Source organism: Burkholderia humptydooensis (assembly GCF_001513745.1).
GTDB classification, from domain to species: Bacteria; Pseudomonadota; Gammaproteobacteria; order Burkholderiales; family Burkholderiaceae; genus Burkholderia; species Burkholderia humptydooensis.
The window spans coordinates 2,689,806-2,712,472 of sequence record NZ_CP013380.1 but is presented as its reverse complement, the minus strand read 5'-3'; the positions used below and the strand labels follow the sequence as shown (position 1 = coordinate 2,712,472).

Annotated in this window: 22 protein-coding genes, 1 pseudogene and 1 riboswitch; of the genes and pseudogenes, 10 read left to right on the top strand and 13 right to left on the bottom strand. The window is 68.2% G+C overall.

What is annotated here, in order from left to right; genetic code table 11:
- Positions 1-478 precede the first annotated feature (478 nt).
- From AQ610_RS12200 to thiC, 4 genes are all read right to left on the bottom strand, one after another.
- A complete protein-coding gene (locus tag AQ610_RS12200; protein ID WP_006026266.1) occupies positions 479-1,411 on the bottom strand; it encodes a DMT family transporter in 933 nt (310 codons plus the stop codon).
- 144 nt (positions 1,412-1,555) lie between these two features.
- Positions 1,556-1,780 (bottom strand): hypothetical protein, encoded by a 225-nt coding sequence (locus AQ610_RS12195; protein ID WP_006026267.1) that lies wholly within the window; start codon positions 1,778-1,780, stop codon positions 1,556-1,558.
- A 251-nt stretch (positions 1,781-2,031) separates the two neighbouring features.
- A complete protein-coding gene (locus AQ610_RS12190) occupies positions 2,032-2,244 on the bottom strand; it encodes a YMGG-like glycine zipper-containing protein (RefSeq protein WP_006026268.1) in 213 nt (70 codons plus the stop codon).
- A 223-nt stretch (positions 2,245-2,467) separates the two neighbouring features.
- The gene (gene thiC, locus AQ610_RS12185) at positions 2,468-4,414 is read right to left on the bottom strand and encodes a phosphomethylpyrimidine synthase ThiC (protein ID WP_006026269.1); all 1,947 of its coding nucleotides are present in this window, start codon (positions 4,412-4,414) and stop codon (positions 2,468-2,470) included.
- A 122-nt stretch (positions 4,415-4,536) separates the two neighbouring features.
- Positions 4,537-4,654: riboswitch (TPP riboswitch) on the bottom strand.
- Positions 4,655-4,924: 270 nt separating this feature from the next.
- Here thiC and AQ610_RS12180 point away from each other — a divergent pair.
- The 6 genes and pseudogenes from AQ610_RS12180 to AQ610_RS12150 all read left to right on the top strand — a co-directional run bounded on the left by AQ610_RS12180 (position 4,925) and on the right by AQ610_RS12150 (position 10,370).
- Positions 4,925-6,145, top strand: a complete 1,221-nt coding sequence (locus AQ610_RS12180; protein WP_045554815.1) for an ISL3 family transposase — start codon at positions 4,925-4,927, stop codon at positions 6,143-6,145.
- Between the two features lie 85 nt (positions 6,146-6,230).
- The gene (locus tag AQ610_RS12175; RefSeq protein ID WP_006026272.1) at positions 6,231-6,476 is read left to right on the top strand and encodes a pentapeptide MXKDX repeat protein; all 246 of its coding nucleotides are present in this window, start codon (positions 6,231-6,233) and stop codon (positions 6,474-6,476) included.
- Positions 6,477-6,636: 160 nt separating this feature from the next.
- Positions 6,637-7,461 carry a DUF1223 domain-containing protein gene (locus AQ610_RS12170; RefSeq protein WP_006026273.1) on the top strand — a complete coding sequence of 275 codons (825 nt, stop codon included), beginning with the start codon at positions 6,637-6,639 and terminating at the stop codon, positions 7,459-7,461.
- A 124-nt stretch (positions 7,462-7,585) separates the two neighbouring features.
- A pseudogene (locus AQ610_RS12165) lies at positions 7,586-8,251 on the top strand (cytochrome b/b6 domain-containing protein); the annotation flags it as partial.
- A 15-nt stretch (positions 8,252-8,266) separates the two neighbouring features.
- Positions 8,267-9,058, top strand: coding sequence for a molybdopterin-dependent oxidoreductase (locus AQ610_RS12160; RefSeq protein WP_006026275.1), 792 nt, complete (start codon positions 8,267-8,269; stop codon positions 9,056-9,058).
- Between the two features lie 376 nt (positions 9,059-9,434).
- Positions 9,435-10,370 (top strand): EamA family transporter, encoded by a 936-nt coding sequence (locus AQ610_RS12150; protein WP_006026277.1) that lies wholly within the window; start codon positions 9,435-9,437, stop codon positions 10,368-10,370.
- A gap of 12 nt (positions 10,371-10,382) precedes the next feature.
- Here the strand turns inward: AQ610_RS12150 and AQ610_RS12145 are convergent, their stop codons facing one another.
- Positions 10,383-11,579 (bottom strand): MFS transporter, encoded by a 1,197-nt coding sequence (locus AQ610_RS12145; RefSeq protein WP_009911866.1) that lies wholly within the window; start codon positions 11,577-11,579, stop codon positions 10,383-10,385.
- Between the two features lie 343 nt (positions 11,580-11,922).
- Here AQ610_RS12145 and AQ610_RS12140 point away from each other — a divergent pair, with 343 nt between their 5' ends.
- Complete coding sequence (locus tag AQ610_RS12140; protein WP_009911867.1) at positions 11,923-12,681, top strand: COG4705 family protein; 759 nt, start codon at positions 11,923-11,925, stop codon at positions 12,679-12,681.
- An 81-nt stretch (positions 12,682-12,762) separates the two neighbouring features.
- The gene (locus AQ610_RS12135) at positions 12,763-13,173 is read left to right on the top strand and encodes a hypothetical protein (RefSeq protein WP_006026280.1); all 411 of its coding nucleotides are present in this window, start codon (positions 12,763-12,765) and stop codon (positions 13,171-13,173) included.
- A gap of 140 nt (positions 13,174-13,313) precedes the next feature.
- Here the strand turns inward: AQ610_RS12135 and AQ610_RS12130 are convergent, their stop codons facing one another.
- The 4 genes from AQ610_RS12130 to AQ610_RS36000 form a co-directional block, all read right to left on the bottom strand.
- Positions 13,314-14,138, bottom strand: a complete 825-nt coding sequence (locus AQ610_RS12130; protein ID WP_006026281.1) for a phosphodiesterase — start codon at positions 14,136-14,138, stop codon at positions 13,314-13,316.
- A gap of 106 nt (positions 14,139-14,244) precedes the next feature.
- Positions 14,245-15,273, bottom strand: a complete 1,029-nt coding sequence (locus tag AQ610_RS12125) for an ABC transporter ATP-binding protein (RefSeq protein WP_043282535.1) — start codon at positions 15,271-15,273, stop codon at positions 14,245-14,247.
- A 100-nt stretch (positions 15,274-15,373) separates the two neighbouring features.
- On the bottom strand, positions 15,374-16,276 hold the full coding sequence (locus AQ610_RS12120) for an ABC transporter permease (protein ID WP_006026283.1): 903 nt from the start codon (positions 16,274-16,276) through the stop codon (positions 15,374-15,376).
- Positions 16,273-16,428, bottom strand: coding sequence for a hypothetical protein (locus tag AQ610_RS36000; RefSeq protein WP_009911874.1), 156 nt, complete (start codon positions 16,426-16,428; stop codon positions 16,273-16,275). The genes AQ610_RS12120 and AQ610_RS36000 overlap by 4 nt, the downstream gene beginning before the upstream one ends.
- Before the next feature lie 269 nt (positions 16,429-16,697).
- On the opposite strand from AQ610_RS36000, the gene AQ610_RS36820 reads away from it, so the two are divergent.
- Positions 16,698-16,901: a hypothetical protein gene (locus AQ610_RS36820; protein WP_043282537.1), complete on the top strand. Its 204-nt coding sequence runs from the start codon at positions 16,698-16,700 to the stop codon at positions 16,899-16,901.
- A 108-nt stretch (positions 16,902-17,009) separates the two neighbouring features.
- Here AQ610_RS36820 and AQ610_RS12110 read toward each other — a convergent pair whose 3' ends face one another.
- The 3 genes from AQ610_RS12110 to AQ610_RS12100 form a co-directional block, all read right to left on the bottom strand.
- Entirely contained in the window at positions 17,010-17,834 is an 825-nt protein-coding gene (locus AQ610_RS12110; protein ID WP_006026284.1) for an ABC transporter permease, read from the bottom strand.
- A 71-nt stretch (positions 17,835-17,905) separates the two neighbouring features.
- Entirely contained in the window at positions 17,906-18,967 is a 1,062-nt protein-coding gene (locus AQ610_RS12105) for an ABC transporter substrate-binding protein (RefSeq protein WP_009911876.1), read from the bottom strand.
- Positions 18,968-19,032: 65 nt separating this feature from the next.
- Positions 19,033-20,067, bottom strand: coding sequence for a LacI family DNA-binding transcriptional regulator (locus AQ610_RS12100; RefSeq protein ID WP_006026286.1), 1,035 nt, complete (start codon positions 20,065-20,067; stop codon positions 19,033-19,035).
- A 14-nt stretch (positions 20,068-20,081) separates the two neighbouring features.
- Between AQ610_RS12100 and AQ610_RS12095 the strand changes: the two genes are divergently transcribed.
- On the top strand, positions 20,082-20,267 hold the full coding sequence (locus AQ610_RS12095) for a hypothetical protein (protein ID WP_009911877.1): 186 nt from the start codon (positions 20,082-20,084) through the stop codon (positions 20,265-20,267).
- Between the two features lie 863 nt (positions 20,268-21,130).
- Here AQ610_RS12095 and AQ610_RS12090 read toward each other — a convergent pair.
- A complete protein-coding gene (locus tag AQ610_RS12090) occupies positions 21,131-22,531 on the bottom strand; it encodes a sensor domain-containing diguanylate cyclase (protein WP_006026287.1) in 1,401 nt (466 codons plus the stop codon).
- Positions 22,532-22,667: the final 136 nt, after the last annotated feature.

Here is a 22,667-nt window from a genome sequence, read left to right as displayed (position 1 = left end):
CGTCGCTGCGACGAGCGGCAAAGGGCGCGCCTCGCGCGGCGGACGAGCGCGCGAGCGCTGATGAGGACCACACGGCGAAAGACGAAACGCGTCATTTCTGCCTCCGGTGGGGAATTTAATCGAGTGTAACGAATGTCGATGCGTCTTGCGCATCGGGGATACGCTTAAATCCGGTGTCGCAATGTCGCGTGGCGGATGAAAAGCGGATGCCGCGCCGCAACGATCGGTGCGGCGCGGCATCCGAGCCGCGACGCAGCGCAGTGCGCGCGTCGATCGAAGCAATTCCGACTACCAGTCGGTTCGGATTCGCGGGCGAGCCCGCTGCGTATGCGACGGATTGCGCAGTCGTCGGCATTGTGCGCCGCCTGCCTCACCGGGCGGCGCGATCGATGTGCAAATGGCCGGCGAAAAAAGTGACTGTGCGCGAGGCTTGCCGACGATGCGCCGAACCCGTCGCCGCGCCGCCCGCCGCCCGCCGTCAGGCCGCCTCGTTCCGCTGGGGCCGGACGCCGGGAATCCGTCTGATCACGCCGGTTGCGAGCGCGGTGCCGAGCAGCACGATCGCGCAGCCTTCGAGCATCGCGAACGACACATGCTCGCCGAGAAAGAGCGCGCCCCACAGGATGCCGAACACCGGGATCACGAACGTGACGGTGATCGCGCGCGCCGGCCCGATGTGCGCGATCAGGTAAAAGAAGATGAAATAGGCGACGCCCGTGCAGGCGATGCCGAGCGCGAGCACCGAGCCCCATGCGTGCGTCGAGACGGGCGCGGCGGGCCAGGTCGCGAGCGCGAACGGCAGCAGCAGGATCGTCGCGCCGACCATGCTGCCCGTCGCGTTCACGAGCGGATCGACGCCCGTGAGCTTGCGCTTCGTGAAGTTCGCGGCGATGCCGTACAGCAGCGTCGCGCCGAGCGCGGCGGCGGCGGCGAGCGCGGCCGTCGCGGGCGACGCCGGATTCGCGCCGTGCGGCGAGAACACCTGGTCCCAGACGAGCGTGAGCACGCCCGCGAAGCCGATCACGAGGCCGAGCGCGCGCGGCAGCGACAGCGAATCCTTGAGCCACAGATAGGCGACGAGCGCGCCCCAGAGCGGCGTCGTCGCGTTGATGACCGACGTGACGCCCGCCGACAGCGTGAGCTCGGCGAACGCGAACAGGCAGAACGGCGCGGCGGAATTGAGCAGGCCGACGACGAAGAGCGGCCATGCGTGCTTGCGCAGCAGCGCGACGAGCTCGCGCGGCGAGTAGCGCGTGAGCATCAGCGCGACGAGGAAGACGGCGCCGATGCCGACGCGCAGCGCCATCAGCGGCGCGACGCCGAACTCGGTGACGCCGACGCGAATGAAGAGAAACGATGCGCCCCACAGCGCGGCGAGGACGATCAGCAGGAAGGCGTTCTTGATGTTCATCGAGGATCGGACACTGGGTGGTCGAAGGAAGATCGGCCAAGCATCTTACACCGCGTTATCGCGCGACGTTTCAGCCCGCGATGAAACAGCAAGATTCGGGAATGCGCGCGCCGGCCGGGCCGCGCGAGCGCGAGCGGCGACGAATCAGTGATGGCGCCAGTAGCCGCGGCCGCCGCCGCTCCAGTAGCCGAAATTGAGCGACAGGGACGGCGCCGGATAGTAATACGCGGGGTAGGCGGGCGCGACGTACACGGGGGCGGTTTCGACGGGCGCCGGGTAGTAGCCGGTCGCCGGGTAATAGCCGTACGGGTAATAGCAGCCGGCGAGCGCGACGCTCGCGAGCGCGGCGGCGACAAGGGTCTTGTTCATGATGATTCCGCAGTCGTGCGTGCGGGGCAGGATTCGATGCTTGCGAGCTTAGACCGCTCCCGTGTGAAACGCTGTGTGAAACGGTAACGGATCATTTCCGCCGCACGATCGCGGCGCAATCGTTGCATGGATCATGCCGCGCGGGTTGCGCAAGACGGCCGGACGATGCACGCCGCGGCGAACGCGCCGCACATCGTCCGCATCCAAGGGCGGCGCGGCGCAGCATGGCGCGGCGCGCCCGAGTCGCGGGCTTACTTGCCGACCTGGCTGCCTACGAGGCCGCCCGCGGCCGCGCCGCCGATCGTCGACAGGGCGTTGCCGCCGATCGCCGCGCCGGCGACGCCGCCGATGCCCGCGCCGATTGCTGCGTTACGTTGTCGGGTCGTCATCGTGTCGCAAGCCGACAGGCTCGCGACCGTCGCGATGAGCATTGCGCACACCCCAATACGCCGAATCGATTTCATTGTTCAATCCTCAGGTGAAAGAGACGCATGGGCGCGCGCCGGACGCGACGCCCATGCTCAAAATCTACGCGGGCGGTCCGTTTTGCGCTGTAAGGACTTGTTAGAGCCCCATCGCTTTCGTAATCAATTGTTTCGCCCTCCCGGCGGGCGTCGCCGCGCCGTTGCGCGCGCGCAAAAAAGCCCGCGCGAGGCGGGCTTCTCCGGGGCGAGATGCGTGCGCCGATCACTGGCGATGATAGATCTCCGAGCCGCTCTTCACGAACTCGACCGCCTTCACTTCCATCCCTTTCCTCAGCGCGTCGTTTTCCGACATGCCCTGCTGCGCGGCGAACTCGCGCACGTCCTGCGTGATCTTCATCGAGCAGAAGTGCGGGCCGCACATCGAGCAGAAGTGCGCGACCTTCGCCGAATCCTTCGGCAGCGTTTCGTCGTGGAATTCGCGCGCCTTGTCCGGGTCGAGGCCCAAGTTGAACTGGTCTTCCCAGCGGAACTCGAAGCGCGCCTTCGACAGCGCGTTGTCGCGCACCTGCGCGCCCGGATGGCCCTTCGCGAGGTCGGCCGCGTGCGCGGCGAGCTTGTACGTGATGATGCCTTCCTTCACGTCGTCCTTGTTCGGCAGACCGAGGTGCTCCTTCGGCGTCACGTAGCACAGCATCGCGGTGCCGAACCAGCCGATCATCGCGGCGCCGATGCCCGACGTGATGTGGTCGTAGCCCGGCGCGATGTCGGTGGTGAGCGGCCCGAGCGTGTAGAACGGCGCTTCCTTGCACCAGTCGAGCTGCAGATCCATGTTTTCCTTGATCAACTGCATCGGCACGTGGCCGGGCCCCTCGATCATCACCTGCACGTCATGCTTCCACGCGATCTGCGTGAGCTCGCCGAGCGTCTTCAGCTCGCCCAACTGCGCTTCGTCGTTCGCGTCGTAGATCGAGCCGGGGCGCAGGCCATCGCCGAGCGAGAAGCTCACGTCGTACGCCTTCATGATTTCGCAGATCTCTTCGAAGTGCTCGTACAGGAAGCTTTCCTTGTGGTGCGCGAGGCACCACTTCGCCATGATCGAGCCGCCGCGCGACACGATGCCCGTCATCCGGTTCGCGGTGAGCGGCACGTACTGCAGGCGCACGCCCGCGTGGATCGTGAAGTAGTCGACGCCTTGCTCGGCCTGCTCGATCAGCGTGTCGCGGAAGATTTCCCAGGTCAGGTCCTCGGCGCGGCCGTTGACCTTTTCCAGCGCCTGGTAGATCGGCACCGTGCCGATCGGCACCGGGCTGTTGCGGATGATCCACTCGCGCGTTTCGTGGATGTGCTTGCCGGTCGACAGGTCCATCACCGTGTCGCCGCCCCAGCGGATCGCCCACGTCATCTTGTCGACTTCCTCGCCGATCGACGACGTGACGGCCGAGTTGCCGATGTTCGCGTTGATCTTCACGAGGAAGTTGCGGCCGATGATCATCGGCTCGGTTTCCGGGTGGTTGATGTTCGCGGGGATGATCGCGCGGCCGCGCGCGACTTCGTCGCGCACGAACTCCGGCGTGATTCCGGCCAGCATGTCCGTGCCGGGCGCGTTCGCGCCGAACGCGGCGGCGCCGAACGCCTGGCCCGCGTGCTGGCGGCCCATCATCGCGGCGAGCTTCGCGCCGTTCGGGCCGCTCGCCTTCAGGCTTTCCAGATACTCGGCGCGGCGCTGGTTCTCGCGAATCGCGATGAATTCCATCTCGGGCGTGATGATACCCTGACGCGCGTAGTGCATCTGCGTGACGTTCTTGCCGGCCTTCGCGCGGCGCGGATGACGGTGCAGATCGGGGAAGCGCAGCTCGGCCGTCGCCGGGTCCGCCGCGCGTTCGCGGCCGTACTCGCTCGTGAGGCCCGTGAGCGCCTCGGTGTCGCCGCGCGCGTCGATCCAGCGCCGGCGCAGCGCGGGCAGGCCCGCGCGGATGTCGATCTTCGCGTCCGGGTCCGTGTACGGGCCCGACGTGTCGTAGACGTAGATCGGCGGATTCTGTTCGCCGCCGAAGCTCGTCGGCGTATCGGCTTGCGTGATTTCACGCATCGGCACGCGAATGTCGGGTTGCGAGCCCGTCACGTAGACCTTGCGCGAATTCGGCAGCGGGGCGACGGCGGCGGCGTCGACGCGGGCGTCGGCCGACAGGAACTTGGGATTGGCGTTCATGCGATCTCCTGTGTCGACCCAAGCTGGCGCTCTGGCGCTGGCCCGGGTCCCATGCAAAGCGGGTGTGGGGCGCTAAGCAGGAGACGAGATTCGCGACGCGACGGGATTCTGACGTGGAACAACGGCGAAACCCTGACGCTTCCCTGCGCTGGCATTATCCAGATCAGGTTCAAAGGGTATTTCTCACCCGCTTCGCACGATCGCTTGACCGAGCGCAATGCAGGACCCCCGCGTTAGCAAGCGCACACGATACACCGGGTCTGCGACGGTTTCAACAGGGGACAGATCGATTGCGCGTGCATGCGCGGCCGGCCGCCCATGTTGCGCCGCGGCGGCGCGGTGCGAGCCGCACCGGGCGCGCACGCGCTCGCGCCGCGCGGACAGCGCGTTTCGTCGCTCGCCGGCGCAATCGCCGGTGCCGAAAAATTTGGTTCATCGCAGGAAACCGTGGAGGGTTTGATGGCGATTGCGTAACCTGACGCCTGACTTTAAGGAGGTCAGGAGGCAGAATTGCTCGATCGCAAGGCACTTCAAGCACTGGGTTGCTGGACCGGCTATCGGTTAGAGGGGGTGGAATGGCCGGAAGGAGAAGGCCGTACGCTGTCGCTGTATTTGAAGCCGGTCAGCAAGGTCATGTACTGCGAACAGTGCGGTGCACGCTGCCAGCAGATTCATGAGACGACGGTTCGCCGGGTGCGCGATCTGCCACTGTTCGAGTACCGGGTGGTACTGCACGTCCCCCGCCGCCGAGTCTGGTGCGAACGCTGCGGCGGTCCGCGACTGGAGAAACTGGCGTGGCTGGGCCGTTACCAGCGAGTGACGGAGCGATTTGCCAAGGCCTGCGAGAAACTGCTGCAGGCGGCCAGCGTGCAGGCGGTCGCCGCCTTCTACGATTTGGGCTGGCACACGGTCAAATCGATCGACAAGATGCGCTTGCGAGCGCGTGTGGCTGATCCTGACTGGTCGACGATCCGCTATCTGGCGATGGACGAGTTCGCGCTCCATAAAGGTCATCGCTACGCCACGGTGGTGGTCGATCCGATTGGTCGGCAAGTGCTCTGGATTGGAGCGGGACGCTCGCGCGAGACGGCCAGAGCCTTCTTCGAACAGCTTCCACCGGGTGTTGCCGAGCGCATCGAAGCAGTGGCCATCGACATGACCACGGCCTACGAGTTGGAGATCAAAGCGCAGTGTCCGCAGGCTGAGGTCGTCTACGACCTGTTCCACGTCGTGGCCAAGTACGGGCGTGAGGTGATTGATCGGGTGCGGGTCGATCAGGCTAATCAGTTGCGCCATGACCGGCCGGCCCGGAAGGTCCTGAAGTCCAGCCGCTGGTTGCTGCTGCGCAACCGCCACAACCTGAAGCCCGAGCAGTCCGTGCATCTGAAGGAACTGCTGGCCGCCAATCAGCCATTGTTGTGCGTCTACGTGCTACGTGACGAACTCAAGCGGCTCTGGTTCTACCGCAAGCCTGCCTGGGCGGAAAAGGCCTGGGAACAATGGATCGAGCAAGCCCGGCAAAGCGGAATTGCCGCGCTGCAACTGTTTGCGCAGCGCCTGCAGGGTTACTGGCACGGAATCGTGGCCCGCTGCCGACATCCGCTTAATACCAGCATCGTCGAAGGCATCAACAACACCATCAAGGTCATCAAGCGTCGGGCTTACGGGTACCGCGACGAGGAATACTTCTTTCTCAAGATCCGCGCCGCGTTCCCCGGTAATCCGCGATGAACCAAAAATTTTTGCGCGTCGGTGTCATATCTGCCGCCGCCTCCCGACTATTCGGCTCCTCAACCAATAATGATGGAGCTATCCCATGAAAAGGAATCTCATTGCTTTCGCCTGTGTCGCCGGTCTCGCGTTCGCCGCGCCGTTCGCCCATGCGCAGAACGATGCGATGTCGAAGGACGGCATGGCGATGTCGAAGGATGCGATGTCGAAGGACCGGATGGGCAAGAAGCAGGATCACATGGCGAAGGGCGGCATGAAGGCGGATCACATGTCGAAGGACGCGATGAAAAAGCCGATGTCGTCCGGCAAGATGAGCCCGATGTCGAACTGAGCGGCGCCGTTCCCGGCGTCTTTCATGACGCGAACGGCTCGGTCGCCCGCGCGCTGTTCGGGCGGCCTTCGTCCCGCGGCGCGTGGCGCCGCGGGAAGCCGGGGCGCGTCGTGCCCGCCGGCGTGCGGCGCGCATCGCGCCCGCGCGCCGGCTTCGACCGATGAGCTTCGATATGTCGATTTCATTTTCCGTTTCGATGCGCGCCGTCGCGGCGACGCTCGTGCTTGCCGCGGCGAGCATCGCGCAAGCGGCGGCGGGCGGCGCCTGCGTCGCCCGCAGTCCCGACGGCCGGCAGGCGCTCGTCGAGCTCTACACGAGCGAGGGCTGCAGCAGTTGCCCGCCCGCCGACGACTGGCTCGCGCGGCTGGCCGCGCACCATGCCGCGCTGCGCGTCGTGCCGCTCGCGCTGCACGTCGATTACTGGGACGGCCTGGGCTGGACCGACCGCTTCGCGCAGCATCGCTTCACCGAGCGGCAGCACGCGCTCGCCGCGCGCGGCGGCGGCCGCTTCGTCTATACGCCGGAGATCGCGGTCGGCGGCCGCGAGCTGCGTGATTGGCGCGATGCGGACGCGTTCGCGCGGCGCGTCGTCGCGACGGCCGCCGAGCCCGCGCGCGTGGGCATCGCGCTGTCCGCCGCACGGCGCGCGGACGCGCTCGACGTCGCGCTGTCCGTGACGCCGCGCGCCGGCGCGCCGCGCGTGCTCGACGCATATCTCGTGCTGTACGAGAACGGCATCGAATCGCCGGTGCGCGCGGGCGAGAACCGCGGCGCGACGCTGCGTCACGAGCGCGTCGTGCGTCAATGGATCGGGCCGCTCGCCGCGACGGGCGATGCGGGCGCGCCGCTCGACGTGCGGCGCGCGCTGCCGCTGCCCGCGAACCTGCGCGCGGCGGACGCCGCACGGTACGGCGTCGCGGCGTTCGTCGAGGACCCCGCGACGGGCGACGTGCTGCAGGCGCTCGATTTGCCGCTGTGCGGCTGAGCGGTGCGTGCGCCATCGATCAACGAAGGAGGGCACCGCCGATGAACGCGACGACGACGAACGCAACCACCGACGCAACAACCGACGCGCTGCCCCGCGCCACCCCCACGCGACGACCAACGGAGCCCCCGCAATGACCCAGGCGACCACCGAAGCAGCGAGCCGCGCCGGGACGCACGCAACCACGTCCGCCATCCGCCCGCGCAAACCGATCCACCCGCGATGGGTGCGCGCGAGCCACTGGCTCAACGCGGTCGCCGCGGTGACGATGGCGTTGTCGGGCTGGCGGATCTACGACGCGTCGCCGATCTACGCGGGCTTCACGTTCCCGCGCGGCGCGACGCTCGGCGGCTGGCTCGGCGGCGCGCTGCAATGGCACTTCGCCGCGATGTGGCTGCTGTTCTTCAACGGCGTGTTCTATCTGACGATGTCGATCGCGACCGGGCGCTTTGCGCGCAAGTTCCTGCCGCTGAGCGTGAAGAGCATCGCGCGCGACTTGTGCGACGCGCTGCGCGGCCGGCTGTCGCACGACGATCTGTCCGTCTACAACGCGGTCCAGCGCGCCGCGTACGTCGCGGCGATCGCCGATCTCGTGCTGCTCGTGCTGTCCGGGCTCGTGATCTGGAAATCGGTGCAGTTCCCGCTGCTGCGCGCGCTGCTCGGCGGCTACGACAGCGCGCGCGTCGTGCACTTCTGGGCGATGGCGTTTCTCGTCGCGTTCTTCGTCGTGCATGTCGCGATGGCGGCGCTCGTGCCGCGCTCGCTGCTCGCGATGCTGCGCGGACACTAAAAGGAGTCACTCATCATGTCCGAAAACGACAGGAAAAAGCCCAAGAACGACATCGCGCGGATCGACCGCGCATCGCTCCTGATCGACGTGCGCAAGGAACTCGCGCTGCCGTCGCGGCGCCTGTTCGGCAAGCGCGTGCTGACGCTCGGCGGCCTCGCGATGCTCACGGGCTGCACGCTGCGCGACGACGCGTCGGTCGACGACTTCCTCGAGAAGGTGTCGCGCGCGAACGATCGCGTGCAGGCGTGGCTGTTCGGCCCGACGCGGCTCGCGCCGACGTACACGGAAAGCGACATCACGCGCCCGTTCCCGTTCAACGCGTTCTACGGAATCGACGAGGTGCCGCGCGTCGACGCCGGCGACTTTCGGCTCGCCGTGTCAGGCCTCGTCACCGGCAAGCGAAGCTGGACGCTGCCGGAGCTGTACGCGCTGCCGCATGCGGAGCAGATCACGCGGCACATCTGTGTCGAGGGCTGGAGCGCGATCGGCCGCTGGGGCGGCGCGCCGTTTCGCGAATTCCTGCGCCGCGCCGGCGCGGACACGACCGCGAAATACGTCGGCTTCAAATGCGCGGACGACTATTACGAGAGCATCGACATGCCGACCGCGCTGCACCCGCAAACGCTGCTCGCATTCGAATACGACGGCCGGCGGCTGCCGCCCGAATACGGATTTCCGATGAAGCTGCGGATGCCGACCAAGCTCGGCTACAAGAATCCGAAGCACATCATGGAGATATTCGTGACCAACACGTATCCGGGCGGATATTGGGTCGACCAGGGGTACAACTGGTTCGGCGGTTCGTGAAGCGGGCGTGCGGGGTGGCGTGGGCCGCGCGCGAAATGTCGCGCCGAAACGTCACTGGCCGCGCGTTCGATTCGAGCAGGCATTCGTTTTCCATTCCTTAATGCATAATGCTGACGACAAGCAGCCGCTCGGCCGCACGCGTCATCATTCGAGTCCCGCTTCCGAGTCCCGCTTCCGAGTCCCGTTTTCGAGTCCCGTTTTCGAGTCCCGTTTTCGAGCCCGTTCGTCCCCTTCGGTCATGTTCGCCGCCGCACGCTCCGACCTGTCGTTTCGCCCGCCATCGTCTTCCGTCATCCCGGTTTCCTCGGCGCAGCTCGCCAGCAGCCGCATCGCGCGGCGTTCGACCGCGCGGCGCTTCGCGCGGGCGGGCTGACCGATGACGCCGTTCGACCGTTTCCTCGCCTTCGTCGCGCGCCATCCGCCCCGCCTGCCGCAAAGCCGCAGCGGCCGCGTCGTGCTCGCGCTCGCGTTCATCTATTTCGCATGGGGCTCGACATACCTCGCGCTGCACGTCGCGCTCGAATCGTTTCCGCCGCTGCTGCTGTCCGGGCTGCGCAACCTGCTCGCCGGCATCGGGCTGTTCATCTTCGCGATGCGGCGCCGGCCGGTGCGGCCGACGCTCGTCGAAATCGGCAACGCGGCGCTCGTCGGCACGATGCTCGTCACGATGTCCTCCGGCCTCATCGCGCTCGGGATGCGCACCGTCAGCAGCGGCTCGGCCGCAGTGATGGTCGCGACGGTGCCGCTCTTCGCGACGGTGATCGCGTCGGTCGCCGGGCGGCGCGTCACGGGCGGCGAATGGGCGGCCGTCGCGCTCGGGATGATCGGGATCGTCGTGCTGAACTCGGGCGGGCCGTCGTCGCCGGGCTCGACGCTCGGCAGCATCACCGTGCTCGCGGGCGCGCTCTTCTGGGCGGGCGGCGCGCATCTCGCCGCGCGGCTCGCGCTGCCGCACGACCTGTTCCTGTCGACCGCGCTGCAGATCGGCCTGGGCGGCGCGGCGTCGACCTGCATCGCGTGGCTGCTCGGCGAGCGCATCGAGCGCGTCGCGTTCGTGCCCGGCGTCGCGTTCGTCTATCTGATGCTCGCGGGCACGATGGCCGCGTATGTCGCGTACGGCTACCTGATCCGCCATACGAGCCCGATCATCGCGAGCAGTTGCATGTACGTGAATCCGGTCGTTGCGGTCGCGCTCGGCGCGCTGTTGCTCGGCGAGCCCGTCACGCTCGCGACCGTGATCGCGACCGTCGCGATTCTCGGCAGCGTCGGCTTGTCGTTCGTGTTCGATCCGGCGCGCCAGCGGGTGCAATAGCGGCGGCCGCGCTCACCGCGATCGCGCGCCGCCGCGATAGTGAACGAATGCCGCGGCGCACGTGAACAGCAGCGCGACCGCGCACATGCCGAGCCAGCCCGTCGCGCGCCACGCGGCGACGCCCGCGGACGAGCCGATCGCGCCGCCGATGAAGTAGCAGACCATGAATACGGTGTTCACGCGGCTGCGCGCATCGGGCTTCAGCGCATAGATGCGCGACTGGTTCGAGATCTGCGCGGCCTGCACGCCGACGTCGAGCACGATCACGCCGATCACGAGCCCGACGATGCTCGTGCCCGACAGCGCGAAGATCACGAACGAGACGGCGATCAGCGCGATCGCGAGCGAGATGATCGCGCGCGGCCCGCGCTTGTCGGCGAAGCGGCCCGCGTACGGCGCGGCGAGCGCGCCCGCCGCGCCGACGATCCCGAAGAGGCCGGCCGCCTGCGGGCCGAGATGGAATGGCGCGCCCGCGAGCAGCAGCGTGAGCACCGGCCAGAACGCGCTGAACGCGGCGAAGATCGCGGCGCCCGTCATCGACGCCTCGCGCAGCCCGCGCAACTCCCGTGCAAGGTGCCACATCGACGCGAGCAGCTTGCCGTAGGGCAGCGTCGACGTCGGCGAGCTGCGCGGCAGGCGCGCGACGATCACGGCCGCGAGCGCGGCGAGCGCCGCGACCGACGCGCCGAACACCGCGCGCCAGCCGAAATATTCGGCGACGAAGCCCGCCGCCGTGCGCGCGAGCAGGATGCCGAGCAACAGGCCGCTCATCACGGTGCCGACCGCCTGCCCTCGCTCCGCGGGCGGCGCGATCTCGGCGGCGAACGGCACCGCCTGCTGCGCGATCGTCGCGAGGATGCCGATCGCGAGGCTCGCGGCCGCGAGCACGGCGAGCGTCGGCGCGGCCGCGGCCGCGATCAGCGCGGCGGACAGCCCGGCGATCTGCAACAGGATCAGCGTGCGCCGGTCGAAGCGATCGCCGAGCGGCGCGAGCACGAACATGCCCGTCGCGTAGCCGAGCTGCGTCGCGGTGGGCACGACGCCGATCCACGACGCGCTGCCTGGAAACGACGCGCGGAAGCTGTCGAGGAGCGGCTGGTTGTAATAGATGTTCGCGACCGATACGCCGGCGATCGTCGCGAGCAGCAGCAACAGGCTGCGCGAGTAGTGGCCGGTCGCGCCGGCGGAGTGGCGAGGCTGCGAGGACATGGTGCGTGTGGGCGAAGTGCGGCGCGCACGGTGCGCGCGCCGTCCGGTCGTCGATCGAAACAGGGGAGGAGAAATGCCGCGAGCGCCGATCATACCGGACCCCTCGAAATTCTGCTGGCGGGCGGCTCGTTCGCCGCTCGTCGTGCGTCGCCCCCTTACGCCCCCGTTGCGCCCCGTTAATTTCGCCTTAAGCCGCGCGCTTGCATAGTGGCGTCCGAGCGAGTCGTGGGAGCGTTCGTCATGCGCCGCACCGCCGTTGCCGGAATCCGGCTCGCTCCTCGCAACCGGTGCGACAAGGAGAGCCCGATTGAACCAGCCAGCCCGTTCGCCTGCCGCCGCAGGCATGCTCAACAAAGTCCCGGAAGTCACGCTCGCGTTCTGGGTCGTCAAGATCATGTCGACGACGGTCGGGGAGACCGGCGCCGACTATCTCGCCGTCCACGTCGGGCTCGGCGCGGCCGTCACGGGCGCGCTGATGGCCGGCCTGCTGGTGTGCGCGCTCGCGCTGCAATTGCGCGCGCGTGCGTATGTGCCCTGGATCTACTGGCTGAACATCGTCCTCGTCAGCATCGTCGGCACGCAGATCACCGATGCGCTGACCGACGGCCTCGGCGTCAGCCTCTACGTCAGCACGCCGCTCTTTGCCGCCGCGCTCGCGGCGACGTTCGCGCTCTGGTATCGCAGCGAGCGGACGCTGTCGATCCACACGATCGTCACGCCGCGCCGCGAGGCGTTCTACTGGGCCGCGATCCTGTTGACGTTCGCGCTCGGCACGGCGGCGGGCGATCTCGCGACCGAGGCGCTCGGCCTCGGATTCCGGCTCGGGATCGTCGCGTTCGGCGGCGCGATCGCGCTCGTCGCGGCGGCCGCGCTCGGCGGGATGAACCGCGTGCTCGCGTTCTGGCTCGCGTACATCCTCACGCGTCCGCTCGGCGCGTCGCTTGGCGATTTCCTGTCGCAGGCGCAAGCATACGGCGGCCTCGGGCTCGGCACGATCAGGACGAGCGCCGTGTTTCTCGCGGTGATCGTCGGGCTCGTCGCGGGGCTGAGCGTCGTCGCCGCGCGCGCGGGCCGGCCAGGCGCACCGGCGCGCGGACGCTGAGACGGACGCGGACGTGGACGCAAGTCGAAGCCGACGTCGCATTCAACCGTTTTGTTCGCATTCACCACCGGGAGATTTGACATGATCAAGCGCAAGCTCATTGCATTCGCCGTCGCGCCCGCGCTGGCGGCCGCCGCATTCGGCATCGGCGCCGTGTCGCCGGCGGGCGTCGCGCCGAGCGTGGCCGAAGCCGCGACCGTCTCGAAGCTCGGCGATCTGTCGTCGTTCCGCGCGATCGCCGCCGACGTCGCGAAGCTCGTCGACAAGGGCGATCTCGCCGGCGCGAAGGCGCGCATCAAGGATCTGGAAACGTCGTGGGACGATGCGGAGCCGTCGCTCAAGCCGCGCGCGGCGGCCGACTGGCATGCGGTTGATGACGCGATCGATCGCGCGCTCGCCGCGCTGCGCGCCGACAGGCCGCAGGCCGGCGCGTGCAAGCAGGCGCTCGCCGGTTTGCTCGCGGTCATCGACCGGACGAGCGGCGTGCGCTGAATGCGACATGCGGCGTGAAGCGGATGGCTCGCGCCGCACCGGTTCGCCTGGATGATGAACGGGGGCGAGGGGCGCGCGAGCATGTGTCGCGCGACCGGGGCGCTGCGCGGCGTCGCGCGGTCGTGCAGCCTCCCGATCGATCAATCGATCAGCGCCCCCGTCGGCTCGAAGAACGGATGCGGCCCGTCGCTCGCATCGACGTACACGTGATGCGACGCGAGCCCGGCGCCCGGCGCATAGCGATGCACGGCGAACGCGGGCGGCTCCATCGAGAACGACGATGGCCCGCCGTCGCGCAGATCGAACGTGACCTGATGCGCGGGCGCGGGCACGGCCGATGCGATCGTGCCGCCGAAGCGCGCGAACATCGTTCGATGCACGTGCCCGCACAGCACGCGCTCGACGTTCGGAAAGCGGCGCAGCAGCGCATCGAGCCGGCTCGACGCGTCCGGGGCGAGCCGCATCGCATCCATGTGGCCGATGCCGCACGCGAACGGAGGATGATGGAGCGCGACGATCACGGGGCGATCGCGCGCGGCGTCGAGCTGGCCGGCGAGCCACGCGAGCCGCGCGTCGCACAGCGTGCCGCCGCTCGCGCCCGGAATCTGCGAATCGAGCGCGATCACGCGCAGCGGCCCGAGATCGAGCGCGTACTGGACGAACGCGCCCGACTGCAGCTCCGCGCGCCAGGGGAACGCGCGCCGCAGCGCCGCGCGATCGTCGTGGTTGCCGACGATGAGGTAGTACGGCATCGCGAGCGGCGCGAGCAGCGATTTCAGATGCGCGTATTCGTCGTCGTCGCCGAAGTCGGTCAGGTCGCCCGTGACGAGCACCGCGTCCGGGCGCGGCTCGAGCGCGTTCAGCCGCGCGACGCAGCGCGCGAGATGCGCGGCCGTGTCGACGCGCCGATACGCGAGCGCGCCCGGCCGCTTGATGTGCAGATCGCTGATGTGGGCAAGCAGCATCGTCGTTCCTCGTTGTGATCGTATGGGGTTCGTGTCGTGTATTCGCGCCGTCGCACGTCGCACGTCGCACGTCGCACGGTGCGCGGTGCGCATCGCGCGCGACGCGTCACGCGAGCGCGAGGAGCCCCTCGGCCGCGATCGCGACGCCGACCGCGGTGCCGCGCGCGAGATCGACGCGGCCCGGCACGTCGATGACGAGCGCGTCGGGCGCCGCGTGCTCGATCGTCACGCGCGTGCGCTCGCCGAGGAACGCGCAGTTCGCGACCGCCCCGCGCAGCGGCGCATCCGACGGATCGACGAGGCGCGCGTCCTCCGGTCGAAAGAATAGCTCGTTTGCCGGCGACGCGACGGCGAGCGCGCCGCCCGTCGTCACGAGCGCGCCGTCGCGCCACACGCCTTCGAGCCGGTTCAGCGTGCCGATGAAGCGCGCGACCGTGCGGGACGCCGGCCGATAGTAGACGTCGCGCGGCGTGCCGATCTGCTCGATCTTCCCCGCGCTCATCACGACGATCCGGTCGCCGAGCTCCATCGCCTCGGCCTGGTCGTGCGTCACGTAGACCGTCGTCACGCCGAGCGCGCGCAAGAGCGCGTTCATCTCGCGGCGCAGCGCGTCGCGCAACTGCGCGTCGAGCGCGGTCAGCGGCTCGTCGAGCAGCAGCACGCGCGGGCGCGCCGCGAGCGCGCGCGCAAGCGCCACGCGTTGGCGCTGGCCGCCCGACAGTGCGTCGACCGGCTTGTCCGCGTGCGCGGCGAGCCGCATCATCGCGAGCAACTCGTCGACGCGCTCGCGCAGCACGCGCGGCTCGGTGCGGCGGATCCGCAGCCCATAGCCGACATTGCCGCGCACCGACAGGTTCGGAAACAGCGCGTAGTTCTGGAACACCATGCCGACGCCGCGCTTTTCGATCGGCAGCGCGGTCACGTCGTCGGCGCCGAACGCGATCGCGCCGCCCGCATCGGGCACGTCGAGCCCGGCGATCAGGCGCAGCGTCGTCGTCTTGCCGCAGCCGGACGGGCCGAGCAGCACGAGCGTCTCGCCCGCGCGGATCGCGAGATCGAGCGGCTCCAGCACTCGCGCGCCGTGGAAGGTCTTCGCGCAACGGGTCAGGGTGATCGGTACGGAGTCGAGTTTCATCGGCGAGGCGGCGGAAAAGGTAACGATAAAGGTAACGACAATGGCGGCGATGGAACGAATGCGCGGCGAAAGACGGCGAAAGCGCGACGTCGCCGGAAAATCAGCGGCGCTTGCGCGCGTCGCCGCGCGCGCCGGCCGGCTCGACGCCGAGCCGCTGCATCGCGACGAGCAGCGGCAGCGTCATCAGCAGGAACAGGATCGTGTACGCGCTGCCGATTTCGAGGCGCAGCGACGCGTACGTGTCGGCGAGGCCGACGGGCAGCGTCTTTGTGTCGGGCGTGTGCAGCATCCACGTGAGGTTGAATTCGCCGATCGACAGCGTGAGCACCGCAAGCGCGCCCGCGACGATGCCGGGGCGCAGGTTCGGCAGCACGATCGTTGCAAAGCGCGTGGCGAACGATGCGCCGAGGCTCGCCGCGCCTTCTTCGAGCGTGCGCAGATCGGCGCGCGCGGCGACGGCCGCGACCGCGCGGACCATGAACGGCAGCGTGAACACCACGTGGCCGACGACGATGAACCACATGCTCGTGCGCAATGCGGCGAAGCTGCCGTAGACGGAGAGCAGCGCGAGCGCGGATGCGAGGCCCGGCAGCGCGACGGGCAGCACGAGCGCCTCTTCGATGACGCGCGAGGCGCGGCTGCGGCTGCGCGCGAGCGCGTAGCCGGCGGGCACGCCCGCGACGAGCGTGACGGCGAGCGTCGCGAGCGCGACTTCGAGCGACAGGAACACCGAGCCGTGATATTGCGCCCACACTTCGCCGAGCCAGCGCAGCGTGAGCCCGCTCGACGGCCCGCGGAAATAGTTGACCGTGAGCCCGGCGAGCACCGACATCGCGACGGGCACGATCAGGAACGCGCACAGCGCGAGCGTGACCGCCCATTGCGCGGCGGCGAGCCAGTCGAACGGCGCGCGGCGCGGGCGGCGGACCGCGGGCGGCTCGTCGGAGCCGCCCGAGACGGCGGGGCGGGCGAGCGGGGCTGCGTCCTTCAGGGGGGGCGTCATGGGCGTGCGCAAGCGATGTAAACGTTTTCGTCGACGGGATTATCGGCGGTGTCGATGAAGAACTGATGACGGCGCAGCGGCACGCAGGCGGGGGCGCGAAGCATGGCGATGCGCGGAATCGTTCCGGCGGGCGCGCTTCCCGTCGTTCGCATCGCGCTCGCCGAGCGCCGAGCAATCCGTCTAATCGCCGGTTCTCCCGATGTCGCCGCGCATGCCGTTACGCTATATTGAGTCGCCGAATGGTGTTCAGGAGTCCGGGCAAACGGGCTGAACGCCACGCGCGTCGTACGACGGCACGCTCGAACACGGCGCGTCATGCGGCACGTTGCGGGGGCGATTGTCGATGGCCAGGGTCTGGTTGCATACGGAACGAGAGTGGCAGCCCCGTTCTTTTTTGTTGTCTACGAGGAGGGAGTGATCGATGCAAACGATAACGATGGAGCAGTGCAAGCGCATTCACGGCGGCGACAACCTGATCGACGGCACGTTCAACCTGTTGGGCGGCACGTTCACGATCAACAGCAGCGCGCTCGGCACGCTGCTCACCAACGCCAATACGCTCGTCGTCAACGCGAACAACTGGCTGACCAACCCGAAGGGGCAGTTGTCGTCGACGAAGAAGTAATCGCCGCGCCGGCGAGGGCGGTCGAGGCGCGCGGTTCCGGCGTCTCGCCCGGGCGCCGGATGACCTTTTCTTTGCAACGGCGGCGATTCGTCCGTCGTTGCGTCCTGCTCACGCGGATGCGGCCGTCGCCTGGCCCGTCAGATTCCGGGCGAGCGCCAGCACCGCCCACGTGACGATCCCGAGCACGATCGACAAGCCGGCCGCCGTCGCGATGTTCGCGTTCAGCGTGAACTCGGTGTAGATCGTCATCGGCAGCACGTCGAGATCGGTCGCGAGCGTAAACGCGGTGCCGAACGCGCCCATCGCGGTCGCGAAGCAGATCGCGCCCGCGGCGACGAGGCCCGGCGCGAGCGCGGGCAGCACGATGTCGCGCAGCACGTGCCAGCGCGACGCGCCGAGCGAGCGCGCCGCCTCCTCGAGCGACGGATCGAGCTTCGACGCCGCCGCGATGACGGTGACGATTACGCGCGGAATCGAGAAATACAGATAGCCGACGAACAGGCCCGCGACCGAATACGCGAACACCCAGCGATCGCCGGCGAGCTTTTGCGACAGCATGCCGATCAAGCCCTGCCGCCCGGCGAGCATGATCACCATGAAGCCGACGACGACGCCCGGAAACGCGAGCGGAAACGTGAGCAGCGCGATCAGCGTGCGCTTGCCCGCGAACGTGCGGCGCGCGAGCAAGAGGCCCGCGATCGTCGACAGCGCGAGCGTCGCGAGCGTGACGGCCGCGGACAGCGCGACCGTCGACGCGAGGCTCTTCATGTAGCGCGGGTTCGACAGCAGCGCGAGATAGGTGTCGACGAACGCGCCGTTCGCCGACACCCGCACGAGCGAGACCATCGGCAGCAGCCAGAACGCGACGAACACGGCGAGCGCGGGCGCGACGAGCGCGATGCGCCAGCGCGACGGGAACGTGAGATCGGACATCGTGGGATCGACTCGTGCGGATGAGGATGACGGGCGGCGAACGGCGAAGCGCGCGCCGCCTGGCGCATGGCTTATTGCATCACTTGCAGATACTGCTTGCCGAACGCCTGCTGGCTGGCCGCGAGCTTGCCGAAGTCGACGCTCTTCGCCCGCGCGTATTCGCCCGCCGGCAGGAACTTCGCGGCGACGTCGGCGCTAAGCGCCTGCGCGCGCACCGGCCGCAGATACGCGTTCGCCCACAGCTTCTGGCCTTCGTCGGACAGCACGAAGTCGAGCACCTTCTTGCCGTTCGCGTCGTGCGGCGCGCCCTTCACGAGGCTCATCACGTACGGCACCGCGATCGTGCCTTCCTTCGGAATCACGAATTCGACGTTCGCATGGTCCTTGTACTTCGCGCGATACGCGTCGAAGTCGTAGTCGAGCAGGATCGGAATTTCTCCGGACAGCACACGCGCGTACGCGGTCTGCTTCGGCACGATCGGCTGGTTCGCCTTCAGCTTGCGGAACCAGTCGAGCGCCGGCTGGAAATTGTCGAAGCTTCCGCCGAGCGCCTGGTTCACCGCGATGGCGCCCGCGTAGCCGACGAACGCGCTGGACGGATCGAGATAGCCGACCATCCCCTTGTACTCGGGTTTCAGCAGATCGGCCCACGAGCGCGGCACAGGCTTGCCGTCGAGCGCGTCCTTGTTGACGAAGAAGCCGAGCGTGCCCGAGTGGATCGCGAACCAGTAGCCCTGCGCATCCTTCAGGTTCGCCGGGATGTCGTTCCAGTGCGCGGGCTTGTACGGCGCGACGACGCCCTTGTCCTTCGCCTGGAACGCCGACGACACGCCGAGATAGACGACGTCCGCGACGGGGCTCTTCTGCTCGGCGATCAACTGCGCGATCGCCTGGCCGGAGTTCTTGTTGTCGAACGGCACGCGAATGCCGGTCTTCTGCTTGATCGCCGCGATCTGCGCGGCCCAGTCGGCCCATTCGGGCGGGCAGTTGTAGCAGATCGCGGTGTCTTCCGCGTGCGCGGCGGATGCGCCGAGCGACAGCGCGAGCGACGCGACGGGGAGCAGCACGGCGGCGCACGCGCGGCGCGCGGCGGCGAACGGCGAGCGCGGGAGAGGTGAACGGCGGACGGTCACGACAGGTCTCCTTGGATGGGCGAAGCGAAAGGGGCGAAGAGGGCAAAAGCGGGCGAAAGCGGGTTTCACGCGATGCGCGACGCGCGCGCACTGTGCGCATCGCGCGGCGGCGCGACGGTCGCGCCATCGCGCACCGCGTGCGGCAAGGTCAGCGCGGGTTGCGCATGGCGCTTGCCGGCGATGCGCTCGGCAAGACGCCGCCATGCGGCGCGGCCGATCTCGCGATTCGGCGTCGCGACGCTCGCGAGCGGCGGCGCGAGCAGCTCGCCGACCGCGAGGCCGTCGAAGCCGAGCACCGACATGTCGTCGGGCACCGCGAGGCGCGCGTCGCGCAGCCCGCGGATCACGACCATCGCGAGCCAGTCGTTGCTGCAGAAGAGCGCGGTCGGCCGCGATGCGCGCGCGGTCAGATGCGCGAGCATCGCGTGCGGCAGCGCCGGCGCGTTGAAATCGAGCTCGAGCGCGGGCAGCGGTTCGAGCCCGTGCTCGCCGAGCGCCTGCGCATAGCCGCGCACGCGCAGGCGCGCGCGGTCCGACGCGTCGAGCGAGCCCGCGAGCATCAGCACGCGCCGATGGCCGCGCTCGATCAGCATCCGCACGCCGTCGTACGCGGCGCGGCGGTTGTCGACCGCGACCGACGGACGATGCGGCGTGTCGTTGTGCATCAGCACGTAGAGCGGGCCGTCGCGGTCGAGCTCGTCGAGGAGCGGGTGCGCGTCGGCGTCGGCGACGGTCAGCATCAGCCCTTCGACGCGCTGCGCGCGCAGCGTCTCGATCGCATGACGCTCTCGCATCGCGTCGTATTCGGTCGACATCACGATCAGCTTGAAGCCGGCTTGCGTCGCGAGCTCATCGACGCCTTGCAGGCATTCGGCGAACACCGGATTCGCGAGCGTCGGCAGCACGACGCCGATCAATTGCGTGCGGTCGCTGCGCAGTTGCCGGCCGAGCGGATTCGGGCGGAAGCGCAGCGCGCCGATTGCCGCGTGAATCTTTTCGAGCGTCGCGGGATGGACCGTGTGCGGCGCGTTGATCGCACGCGACACGGTTGCGATCGAAAAGCCGGCGAGCGCGGCGACGTCTTTGATGGTCGGCGTCATGAGGCGGGAGGCGGATGCGTGTAAACGTTTTCGTCGACGGGATTATCGGGGGCGTCGATGAAGAACTGATGACGGCGGCGATGGCGGTCGACGGCGGCGATGTCTGGAGAATGAGCGGCGGCTTCGGGCGACGCCGGATCGAGCGTGCTCGGGCTGCATTTTCAGGGGCAAATCGGAAGGGCGCGCGCGAGCAGTGGTAGAATCGCGTCCGCCCTTGCCGGGGTGATGAAATTGGTAAACATAGCGGACTTAAACGATTGAGTGCCCGGCCGGAAACGGCCGGTGCAGAACCCTTCAAATTCGGCGAAACCCCTGGCGCGCGATGCGCCGAGGCAACGCCGAGCCAAGCCCCGAAGCGGCCGAGAGCGCGGCGGCGGGGAAGGTGTAGAGACTAGACGGGGGGCGCCTAACGCGCATGAGCGGCAGCAAGGCTCGCGCGCAATGGCGAAGGCATAGTCCAGCGCACGAACGGCGCCGCGCGGCGCCGGCTTCGAAAGAAGCAGTGTGACGAAAATCCGCCGCCTTAACTGGCTTGCCGGTTCGAGTCCGGTCCCCGGCACCATCAACTATTCCTCGAAATTCCCGACCGGTCGCAAAAACCTTGATAAATCAAGGTCGCATCGCTGAAGCCGCATTACACGAAAGCGCCGCCAGTGGAAAAGCAAGCGGGGTTTGGGAGATTTCCGATGACGGCTGCGCAGCGATAGAGCGCGTGCTGCTCATGCGCTCTTGCCCGACTGGTTGTTCGTGTATGCGATGCTCGCGTCGAGCAGGCCGCAGAGCGCGACTTCGTTTGTAACGTGACGGGCATTCTAGGAATGCGGCGCGACGATTCGGCGTATAGAGTGCTTCGTTCGATGAAAAAATCGCGCAAACCGCGTGGCGTGCGCAACGTGGGCGGCGCGCGATGCCGCTCGGAAGTTGGGCCGGAATCGGCTGTCGCGCCGCTCAAACGAACTCGAACGTGCGCACGCGGCGTTGCCGGGTGCGCGCGAGCGATGCGTCGGCATGCACGCTGCCGATCGAATCGTCGACGATGCGTACTTCGCGTCCGTCCTGCCGCCTACGACGAGACCACGCGATTGCGACCCTCGTTTTTCGCGCGATAGAGCAGCTTGTCGGCGGCGCTCAGGATTTCGTCGACGGTGTCGCCGTCGCGCCCGTATTGCGACACGCCGATGCTCACGGTCACGGGCGTATGCTTGCCGTCGATGCCGAACGGCGCGTTCGCGATCGTGGTCCGCACGCGCTCCGCGATGCCGCTCGCCGTGTCGGCGAGCATGCGCGGCAGCAGCACCATGAACTCCTCGCCGCCGACGCGCGCGATGTGGTCGTAGGGGCGGATCGCCGCGAGGCATTGGCGCACGAAATTGCGCAGCACGACGTCGCCGACCTGATGGCCGTAGTTGTCGTTGATCGTCTTGAAGTTGTCGAGATCGAGCGCGAGCAGCGAGAACGCGGTGCCGTCGCGCTTCGCGCGCGCGATTTCCGCCTGCATCTGCTCGATGAACTTGCGCCGGTTCGACGCGCCCGTCAGCGGATCGGTGGTCGCGAGGTGCTCGAGTTTCTGATTGGTGCGCTTGAGCTCCTGCAGCGCGCCTTCGGTGCGCGCCATCGATTCGGCGAGCCGCGCCATCAGATCCTGCTGGCTGTAGACGGTCGCGAACGAGCGAGTCGTCATCAGCGCCTGGACGACGCCGAAACTCAGCATGAAGAAGCCGCCCGCGAAGATCGCATGCGCGAGCCACCACATATGATTCCACGGCTTGCCGAGAATGAATGCGATCGACGACAGCGCGAACGACGTCACCGAGATGGCGTAGACGAGCATCAGCGGCGAGCGGATGCGCCGCGCGAGCAGCAGCGCGACGTTGATGAGCGACACGATCATCGCGCCGCCTTCCATCGAGGTGCGCGTCCACGGATGGCCGGCGATCGGCGAGTACGAGATGGCGGCGACCGCGAAGCAGACGAGCACGAAGCCGACGATCCACGGCAGCCACGTCGAGAACCGCGTGCGCTGCTCGGGCGGATCGGCGTCCCGGAAGTACGACAGTTGCCCGACGAGCAGCAGGAGCGACATCACGAGGCGCGACGCGGGCCCGTACAGCAGGAACAGCCAGATGTTCCGGTGCGCCATGCCGGTGAACGCGCCGTGCAGCGAGTAGATCAACGCGAAGCCGAGGAAGCCGAGCGTGAGCCAGCGCAGCAGCGGCTCGCCCGACGACAGATAGCAGCGCCACGTCACGTAGGTGACGAACAGGCCCTCGAGCGTCGCGGCGGCGATCGCCAGTTCGTGGAACTGATGATTTTCGAAGATCAGCCGCGGATCGACGAAGAATCGCACGTAGGCGATCAGGAACGCGGGCACGAGCGCGAAGCCGATCAGCAGGCACGCGGTGTAGATCCGGGCGATTATGCCGATCGCACGCGGCGATTCATGGGCTGTGTAGACGGTGCTCACGGTGGCCTCCGCAACGCTGTCTGGATCGAAGTGGGAAATCGGCGGCGCGCCGGGCGGTGAACCGTCTGGCGCGTTGGGTCTCGCGCCGCCTCGTTTCGCTATGCGTCGTGTGTTGTCTGACGTGAGTATAGGCGTC

Excerpts from the sequence above, each read along its gene's own strand:
- AQ610_RS12145 (WP_009911866.1), bottom strand. The coding sequence starts at position 11,579 with ATGTCCTCGCAGCCTCGCCACTCCGCCGGCGCGACCGGCCACTACTCG.
- AQ610_RS12160 (WP_006026275.1), top strand. The coding sequence starts at position 8,267 with ATGTCCGAAAACGACAGGAAAAAGCCCAAGAACGACATCGCGCGGATC.
- AQ610_RS12175 (WP_006026272.1), top strand. The coding sequence starts at position 6,231 with ATGAAAAGGAATCTCATTGCTTTCGCCTGTGTCGCCGGTCTCGCGTTC.
- thiC (WP_006026269.1), bottom strand. The coding sequence starts at position 4,414 with ATGAACGCCAATCCCAAGTTCCTGTCGGCCGACGCCCGCGTCGACGCC.
- AQ610_RS12120 (WP_006026283.1), bottom strand. The coding sequence starts at position 16,276 with ATGACGCCCCCCCTGAAGGACGCAGCCCCGCTCGCCCGCCCCGCCGTC.
- AQ610_RS12130 (WP_006026281.1), bottom strand. The coding sequence starts at position 14,138 with ATGCTGCTTGCCCACATCAGCGATCTGCACATCAAGCGGCCGGGCGCG.
- AQ610_RS12110 (WP_006026284.1), bottom strand. The coding sequence starts at position 17,834 with ATGTCCGATCTCACGTTCCCGTCGCGCTGGCGCATCGCGCTCGTCGCG.
- AQ610_RS12100 (WP_006026286.1), bottom strand. The coding sequence starts at position 20,067 with ATGACGCCGACCATCAAAGACGTCGCCGCGCTCGCCGGCTTTTCGATC.
- AQ610_RS12125 (WP_043282535.1), bottom strand. The coding sequence starts at position 15,273 with ATGAAACTCGACTCCGTACCGATCACCCTGACCCGTTGCGCGAAGACC.
- AQ610_RS12170 (WP_006026273.1), top strand. The coding sequence starts at position 6,637 with ATGAGCTTCGATATGTCGATTTCATTTTCCGTTTCGATGCGCGCCGTC.
- AQ610_RS36820 (WP_043282537.1), top strand. The coding sequence starts at position 16,698 with ATGCAAACGATAACGATGGAGCAGTGCAAGCGCATTCACGGCGGCGAC.
- AQ610_RS12150 (WP_006026277.1), top strand. The coding sequence starts at position 9,435 with ATGACGCCGTTCGACCGTTTCCTCGCCTTCGTCGCGCGCCATCCGCCC.
- AQ610_RS12190 (WP_006026268.1), bottom strand. The coding sequence starts at position 2,244 with ATGAAATCGATTCGGCGTATTGGGGTGTGCGCAATGCTCATCGCGACG.
- AQ610_RS12135 (WP_006026280.1), top strand. The coding sequence starts at position 12,763 with ATGATCAAGCGCAAGCTCATTGCATTCGCCGTCGCGCCCGCGCTGGCG.
- AQ610_RS36000 (WP_009911874.1), bottom strand. The coding sequence starts at position 16,428 with ATGCGAACGACGGGAAGCGCGCCCGCCGGAACGATTCCGCGCATCGCC.
- AQ610_RS12200 (WP_006026266.1), bottom strand. The coding sequence starts at position 1,411 with ATGAACATCAAGAACGCCTTCCTGCTGATCGTCCTCGCCGCGCTGTGG.
- AQ610_RS12140 (WP_009911867.1), top strand. The coding sequence starts at position 11,923 with ATGCTCAACAAAGTCCCGGAAGTCACGCTCGCGTTCTGGGTCGTCAAG.
- AQ610_RS12195 (WP_006026267.1), bottom strand. The coding sequence starts at position 1,780 with ATGAACAAGACCCTTGTCGCCGCCGCGCTCGCGAGCGTCGCGCTCGCC.
- AQ610_RS12095 (WP_009911877.1), top strand. The coding sequence starts at position 20,082 with ATGCGTGTAAACGTTTTCGTCGACGGGATTATCGGGGGCGTCGATGAA.